This is a genomic window from Frankia sp. CeRuru1 (genome assembly GCF_977966315.1).
The window spans coordinates 1-7,169 of sequence record NZ_CDWWEW010000032.1 but is presented as its reverse complement, the minus strand read 5'-3'; the positions used below and the strand labels follow the sequence as shown (position 1 = coordinate 7,169).

Sequence of the window (7,169 nt, the reverse complement as noted above, 5' to 3'; positions counted from 1 at the left end):
TGTACCTGGCCCAGGCTGCCCATCGCCACGATGAAACGGTCCTGAAGCAGCCGCAGGAGGCACGGTGACCACGGCGACAGCCGAACTCGAACTGACCGGGGCGCGGGCCGGCTACGGGACCGTGGAGGTCCTGCACGGTCTGGACCTCGCCATCCCCGCCGGCAAGGTCACCGCCCTGCTCGGGGTCAACGGCGCGGGCAAGAGCACCACCCTGCGGATGCTGGCCGGGCTGATCCCACTGCGTTCGGGCAGTCTGACCTGGCGCGGCGAGGACATCACCAAGATGTCCACCGTCGACCGGGCCCGCCGGGGACTGATGCTCGTGCCGGACGAACGGGCCGTCTTCGCCACCCTGTCGGTCCGGGACAATCTGCAGATCATCGCGGAAGCCAGCGGGCACCCCGACATCACCCCCGCGCTGGAGTCGTTCCCCCGGCTGCGGGAGCGGCTGACGCAGCGGGCCGGATCGATGTCCGGCGGTGAGCGGCGAATGCTGGCGCTCGCCCGCGCCCTGCTGGCCCGCCCCTCGGTCCTGATGGTCGACGAGCTGTCGCTCGGACTATCCCCGAAGGTCGCCGCGGACCTGTTCGGCTGGCTTGCGACGGTCGCCGCGTCGGGCACCACCGTCGTGCTCGCCGACCAGTACACCGAGCAGGCCCTGGCGATGGCGGACCTGGTCTACGTCCTGCACCGGGGCGAGCGGTCCTTCGCGGGCGCACCGGGGGAATTCCGGGCGTAGGGCCGCGAAAGGCCCCGGTGAAAGGCCCCGGTCGAGGTTCCCTCCGTGGCGCCGTGGAGGGTGCCCCGACCGGGGCCCGAGATCACTCGGGCGGTCCCGGACGGTCCCGCGAGAGATCAGCCGGCCTGGTAGGGCAGATCCGGGACGGTGAAGCAGTTGGTGTTCATGTCCTTGACCTGGGTCACCCAGCCGCCCTGGTTTCCGTTCGCCGAGTCCTGCCAACGGGCGACGTTGAGGCAGTTCTGCTCCTGCGACGGCGGTTCAGGCAACTTCTTGAAGTTCCGGCCGGTCGGGATGAGCAGGCCGTGACCGTCGTAGTCCTTGCCGCTGTTCATGTACGCCTCGACGCAGGCGCGGGTGACGTCGGCGCCGCAGGACCGGATCGCGTCGGTCAGCCACTGGGCCGAGGCGTAACCCTCGAGCATCCACAGGTTCGTCTTGGCCACCCGATCGGGCGCGGCCGCCTGCAGATCCTTCTGGAACGTGGCGACCGCGGGAATCTGGGTGTCCGCATAGTTGGCGGTGCCGCCAGTAGAGTAGATCGTGTTCCGGCAATTCGGGGAGGCATTGTAGACCTGGCGGACGTTGTTGGCCCAGCCCTGCGGCGGGGTCACCTTCGCCGTGATCGGCATTTTCTGGGACTCAATGGCGTTGCACAGCTGAGCGTTACCGCCGTCGTCCATCGCGTCGAAGACGATCTGGACGCCACGCCGCTTGAGGTCGAGGACCGTCGCGTCCCAACTCGGGGCGCCGAGATTGATCTGCTCCTCGATGACCGTGTAGCCCTCCTTGCGCAGGCCGTCCGCGATCGACTTGGCGTACCGCTCCGACGGGGCGACGTTGTAGTACACAACCCCGGCGACGTTGGTCTTCAGGTTCTGCTTGAACCAGCGGTAGGTCTCGGTCCCCGCGTAGAGCGTGCCGTTGTAGCCGGGACGGCTGCCGGTGCGCGGATAATAGCTGCCGTAGATCGAGTACAGGTGCGGATACTGATCGTAGGCTGCGGACACGGGCTGGCCGCCGATATCCGGAACACCCTTGGAGTTGATGTACTGCGCACCCGTGTAGTCGAACGCCGTCACCCCGGCGAGCGCGAAGACCTTCTCGTCGTCGACGAGCTTGTGCGCGCAGTTCGCGTTTCCGTCACCGGTGCCCTTGTCGTCACACTCGACGAGGTTCACGGTGCGCCCGTTGACTCCGCCCGCGGCGTTGAGCGCCTTGAAATAGGCCCGCGCCCCGTACAGTGAGGCGGAGAACGTGTCCGGCCCGAAACCGCTGCTCAGGCCGGCGATTGTACCGATCTTGATCTCGGTCGGCGTGACACCGATATCCGAGGCTGTGTTGTTCGACGCCCCGGCCGGTTTGTTGCCGGCCGAGGTCGTTCCGTTGTTACTGGCCCGGCTGCCGCAGGCGACGAGCGCCAGCGACGACAGCACAATGGCGGCGACGAGCGATCTCGCTCGCATGGACATGCTCTCCCCTGGTAGATCGGTGACGCTCGAAACGTTATTGCCGATCAACATCGTCGACGCGTCAACCTAACGACAGCCGGTCCCACTGCCGACTATGTACCGTTAGTTACATCAATGGGCGTTACGGACAAACATTCGGCGCCACCAGCTCCGACGCACCGGTGCGGTGCTCACGCGATCGGCCGGTGCCTTCCCCGAAGTCGGGGTGCTCCCCTCGGCCCCGTCTTCCCCGCCTTCCCGGCGTGCGGTACCCCTGCTCGCCGGCTCGTGGGTCTCCCTGCTCGCGGCCGTCCCCGCGGGCAGGGGCGCGCCGGCTACCGGCCGGCTGCCACCCCCGACGCCGTCGGCGCGCTCCGTGGGAGCCCGCCGCTCCCCGGAAAGCTCGGTTACCGTACCGCCCGGCGACGGCGAGGCATGCGACGCACCACCTGCCGCATCGAGCGAGGCCGGGACGATCGTGCTGCCCAACACGGACATCGCCTCGTCCAGAGCGGCCAAGGCCTGGCCGATCGCTGTGACCGGATCCTCGGCGCGCCCCGGGGCCGGCACGGCCGACGCCGCACCCGCCTCGACCGCCGCCGCCTCGACCGCCGCCGCACCCGCCTCGGCGACCGGGTCGGGCTCGACGACCTGCGACAGGACCAGCTCCGTCACCTCCGCTACCGGCGCCTCCGCTACCGGTGCATCGGCCTCGGTACCCGCCTCCGGGTCGCCAGTGGGTTCCACCTCCACGACCTCGACGACTTCGACGACCTCGACGACCAGCTCGGCGGCTGGCTCCACGAGCAGGTCCACCGGCTCGCCATCGACCGCCTGCTCATCGGTGCCTGTGGCCATGACCGCCTCGGCGGCGGCGACGGCAGGCTCAGAACCCACAGGAGCACGTTCAACCGACGCGGAGACGTCGGGAACAGGCTGGGCCGACGAGGACTCGGCCGACGCGAACGCATCGGGAACAGGCTCGGCCACGGCGGGAAAAGTGACCTCCTCGGCGAGCGCCGGGGGGGCGACGCCGGCGGATTCCACGGCAGGAGCGGATTCCGGTTCCTCGGGCGGCGAGGTCGCCGCGAGCGCCAGACGGTTGAGAATCAGGCCGTCGGGACCCTGACCCCGGTCCAGCCGCCCCGCCTGCGCGAGCTTCCGGCAGACCTGGTTCACCGTGCCCCGGCTCGCCCCGATCGCCGCCGCCAACCTGCCGTCGTCCAAACCCGCGGGAACCTTGGCAAGCTGGTCGAGTATCCGGTCAGCAACAGTAGCCACAAAGCGGGACGGTATACGCCATCTCCTATTCGCCGACAAGCGGGGTCACCCCACGCGGTAATCGTGTCCGTCCCGCTGCCGATGGCACTCGCAATGCCACTCTCGGCGGGCACCCGGTCCGCGGCGGCACACACCCCGCCCGGTCGCCCGATCCACGTCGTTCACGCCGCGACCGGCAGCGCCTCACCCAGGCGCAGCGGGAGCTGTCCCGCACGCGGCAGGGGTCGGTGAACCGGGAGAAGGCCCGGGCGAAGGTGGCGCGGATCCGCGACCGGATCCGCGACCGGATCCGGGATCATCTGCACACGCTGTCCGCGAGGATCATCCGCGAGAACCAAACGGTGGTCGAAGCATGGGGCCACGGCGAGCAAGGGCCACGGCGGCGGGCTTAGCCCGGCCGTCGCCGGGAAGGTCATGCGGCGAGGCGTGCCGGGAGCGGCCTGGGACGCACCGATATCAACAGTGGCCGGACTCGCTTTGCCGGGCGGAATGTTGCGGGATGTCCCAAGCAGGCCGCGCCGCGCCCGTGGGCCGGTCGGGGAGGCAGCCATGACGCAGTCAGCCTCGGGTCCCGAGCAGTTCGACCCGGGTTCCATCGCAGCCGACTCCGAACGGTCGTGGTACCGCGAGGATGCTCCCCTGGAACCCGCGGAGATGCTTGACAGCGACGATCTCGGCTCGACGGATGCCGGCCGAGATCCATTGGACGACAGTTGGGATGCACCCGACAGACCGAGTGCCGGCGTCCGCTATCCGAGCACACCACGTGAGGAGCGTGCGGGGTCGTCCTTCGATCGGCAACTCGCCGCAGAAACGCCGGACGCCGACCCCTACCTGGAAGCCGAGCGGCGGGAGTCCGGGGCTGTTCTCGACGCCGACGCATACGGCGAGGGGACGACGACCCTCGCGGAGGATTACGACGCGAACTTCGCCGTTCCCAGCATCGTCACGCCGGACGTGGGTGCGCGCACGGCTGAGGAGGGCGCCCTGCACCTGGAATGAGGGCGCTCTGCGTGCTCGCGAGAATACGAAGTACTCGTGAGAATACGAAGTGCTCGCGAGAATACGAAACGCCGATGGTTCGGTCGACGGTCCAACCGGCTCCCGGTTGGACCGTCGGTTGCGACAGACGGTTGCCACGGAGGGCCGGCTCAGGCCGGGGCCGACCCAGGCAGGTCCGGAACGCCACCGGCGGCTTCCCGCCTGCGGTAGGCAAGTCCCGCGAAGACCTCCATGGCGACGCGATGGGCGCTGTTGACCGTCGTTTCCGCGTGGTCGTACGGCGGGGAGACTTCGACGATGTCGGCAGCCACGAGCGGCGTGTCGAGCGCGATCTGACGGACCGCCCGCAGCAGGTCGGCCGGGGTCATCCCCCCGGGTTCCGGGGTGCCGGTGCCCGGCGCGAACCCCGGGTCCAGGACATCGATGTCGACCGACAGGTACAGTGCCCGGCACCCGTCCGTGGCCCGCGCGATCGCGTCCACGACGACGTCACGGCTGCCCCGCTGCCAGATCTCGTGCATGAGATGCCAGGTCATCTCCTGCTCGCGCATCCAGGCGAACACGTCCGGCGGCGGCCAGTAGCCGCGTAGCCCCACCTGGACGAAGTTGCGTCCACGCACGGCACCGGACTCGATGAGCCGTCGCATCGGAGTGCCATGCGAGGCGAGGTTGCCGTCGATGACGTCCGCGGTGTCGGCATGCGCGTCGAAGTGCAGCAGACCGAGTTCACCCCAGCCCACGGCGTCGGCCACGCCGGTTGCGGCCGGCCAGGTGATCGAGTGGTCGCCACCGATGACGAGCGGGATCGTGCCGAGCCCGGCGATCTGCGCAACCTTGGCCCGGATGTTGCGATGGGACGCCTCGGTGAGCCCGTGCGGACAGTGCGCGTCGCCGGCGTCGACGGCGTCGAGCCAGTCGAAGATCTCGATACCGAGGTCGAGATGGTAGGTGCCGGGGTTGTAGGCATTGGCCCGCATCGCCCGGGGGCCGAACCGGGCGCCGGGACGGTGGGTCGTCGAGATGTCGAACGGAGCACCGACGACGGCGACGTCGGGCCGGCGGGCTGCCAGCGCCTCCGTCCCGGGCAGCCAGGGCAGTCCGCAGAAGGTCGCGAGCCCCGCGTAGCCGGGGGCGTCCGGGCCCGGCTCACGATCGCCGTTTCGTGCCGTCATCTGTCCCTCCGATCGGGCCCTATCCACTGTCCCACGGTCCGCCACCCCCCGGTCCGCTGTCCCACGGTCCGCCACCTACTGGTCCGCGCCCCGGTTACGCTTCTCCGGTGGAGGTCGCGGCACCGCACCCAGACCACCCGGCACACACGGCGTCGGAACCGACCGGCGCGGCCATGGCTCTGAGCACCCCAGGCACCCCAGGCACCCTGAGCGCCCCGGGCGCCCCGGGCGCCCCGGGGACGACCATCGGCGCGGGCCGGGTCTGGTCACCGCGGGCCCGGTTGGCGGGTTTTGCCGTGCTCGGTGTAGCCGCCGTCGGCGTCTGCGGCCGGGTGTACCTCGTCGACCCCGCCCAGCCGGGCCACTACCCCACGTGCCCGTTCCGGTGGGCCACGTCCCTGGACTGCCCGGGTTGCGGCGCCCTCCGCGGCCTGCACCAGCTTCTGCACGGACACCTCGCGGCCGCGGCCGACTACAATGTCTACTTCGTCATCGCCGCCCCGATGCTGGTGCTCGGCTGGATCGTGGCGGTGGCGCGGGCGGCCGGCTGGCGCCGCCCGTTGCCCCGGGTACCGGCCCGCCTGCTTCCCGCCGTTCCGATACTGATCATCGCCTTCTGGGTGCTGCGGAACCTGCCGTTGCCCGGCTGCCGCTGGCTCGCCTCCTGAAGCCGGCGGCTCAACGGCGGCCCAGCAGGTAGCAGGCGATGGCGGCGGTCGCCGCGACGTTCAGTGAGTCGACCCCGTGCGCCATCGGAATCCGGACCCGGGCTGTCGCCGCCGACTGCGCCGCCGCCGACAGCCCGGCGCCCTCCGTGCCCAGCAGCAACGCGACCCGGGCCGCCTCTGTCACCGGTGCGGGTGCGGGTGCGGGCGCGGGCGCGGCGCAGGCGGTGAGTCCGGCCGCGAAGGAGCCAAGATCCTCGGCGTCCGCCGCCGGAGTCAGCGCCAGCAGCGTGAACCCGGCATCCTGCAGCAGACCGAGGGCCTCCGGCCAGGGTTCGAGCCGGGCATAGGGGACGGCGAACACCTCCCCCATCGAAACCCGCACAGAACGCCGGTAGAGCGGATCGGCGCAGCGCGGGCTCAGGAGCACCGTGTCCATCCCGAGTCCCGCGGCCGAACGGAAGATCGCCCCCAGGTTGGTGTGGCTCACGATGTCCTCACACACCAGTACCCGCCGGGCGTCGACCAGGAGGTCGGCCGCGGCGCGGGGCGGCCGGCGGCCCATCGCCGCAAGCGCCCCCCGATGCACCTCGAAGCCGGTGATCGCCGCGAGCACGTCGGGTCCCGCGACGTACACCGGAACGTCGGCGCCGAGGTCCGCGGGCACAGCCGTCAGGCGCGCGGGCGAGACCAGGACCGAACGCGGCCGGTAGCCGGCCCGCAGCGCCCGGATGATCACCCGTTCGCCCTCGGCGATGAACAGTCCGTCGGCCGGCTCCCGCCGACGGCGCAGCGCGACGTCGGTCAACGAGATGTAGTCGTCGACCCGGGGATCACCCGAATCTTCGATCATGATGAC

Annotated in this window: 8 protein-coding genes; 4 read left to right on the top strand and 4 right to left on the bottom strand. The window is 70.5% G+C overall.

Annotated elements, in window-relative coordinates:
- Positions 1 to 64: 64 nt before the first annotated feature.
- Entirely contained in the window at positions 65 to 739 is a 675-nt protein-coding gene (locus AC08OP_RS04280; RefSeq protein WP_462187788.1) for an ABC transporter ATP-binding protein, read from the top strand.
- Positions 740 to 855: 116 nt separating this feature from the next.
- Here the strand turns inward: AC08OP_RS04280 and AC08OP_RS04275 are convergent, their stop codons facing one another.
- Both AC08OP_RS04275 and AC08OP_RS04270 read right to left on the bottom strand, forming a co-directional pair.
- The gene (locus AC08OP_RS04275; RefSeq protein ID WP_476612994.1) at positions 856 to 2,205 is read right to left on the bottom strand and encodes an ABC transporter substrate-binding protein; all 1,350 of its coding nucleotides are present in this window, start codon (positions 2,203 to 2,205) and stop codon (positions 856 to 858) included.
- A gap of 117 nt (positions 2,206 to 2,322) precedes the next feature.
- Complete coding sequence (locus tag AC08OP_RS04270) at positions 2,323 to 3,471, bottom strand: MarR family transcriptional regulator (RefSeq protein ID WP_476612993.1); 1,149 nt, start codon at positions 3,469 to 3,471, stop codon at positions 2,323 to 2,325.
- Between the two features lie 20 nt (positions 3,472 to 3,491).
- Between AC08OP_RS04270 and AC08OP_RS04265 the strand changes: the two genes are divergently transcribed.
- Complete coding sequence (locus AC08OP_RS04265; RefSeq protein ID WP_476613005.1) at positions 3,492 to 3,863, top strand: transposase; 372 nt, start codon at positions 3,492 to 3,494, stop codon at positions 3,861 to 3,863.
- A gap of 157 nt (positions 3,864 to 4,020) precedes the next feature.
- A complete protein-coding gene (locus AC08OP_RS04260; RefSeq protein WP_462189237.1) occupies positions 4,021 to 4,473 on the top strand; it encodes a hypothetical protein in 453 nt (150 codons plus the stop codon).
- A gap of 149 nt (positions 4,474 to 4,622) precedes the next feature.
- Here the strand turns inward: AC08OP_RS04260 and speB are convergent, their stop codons facing one another.
- Positions 4,623 to 5,645 carry an agmatinase gene (speB, locus tag AC08OP_RS04255; protein WP_476612992.1) on the bottom strand — a complete coding sequence of 341 codons (1,023 nt, stop codon included), beginning with the start codon at positions 5,643 to 5,645 and terminating at the stop codon, positions 4,623 to 4,625.
- Positions 5,646 to 5,818: 173 nt separating this feature from the next.
- Between speB and AC08OP_RS04250 the strand changes: the two genes are divergently transcribed.
- A complete protein-coding gene (locus AC08OP_RS04250) occupies positions 5,819 to 6,313 on the top strand; it encodes a DUF2752 domain-containing protein (protein WP_476612991.1) in 495 nt (164 codons plus the stop codon).
- 10 nt (positions 6,314 to 6,323) lie between these two features.
- On the opposite strand, the gene AC08OP_RS04245 is transcribed toward AC08OP_RS04250, so the two are convergent.
- Positions 6,324 to 7,169: TrmH family RNA methyltransferase (locus tag AC08OP_RS04245; RefSeq protein ID WP_476612990.1), on the bottom strand; the 846-nt coding region annotated here is incomplete at its 5' end.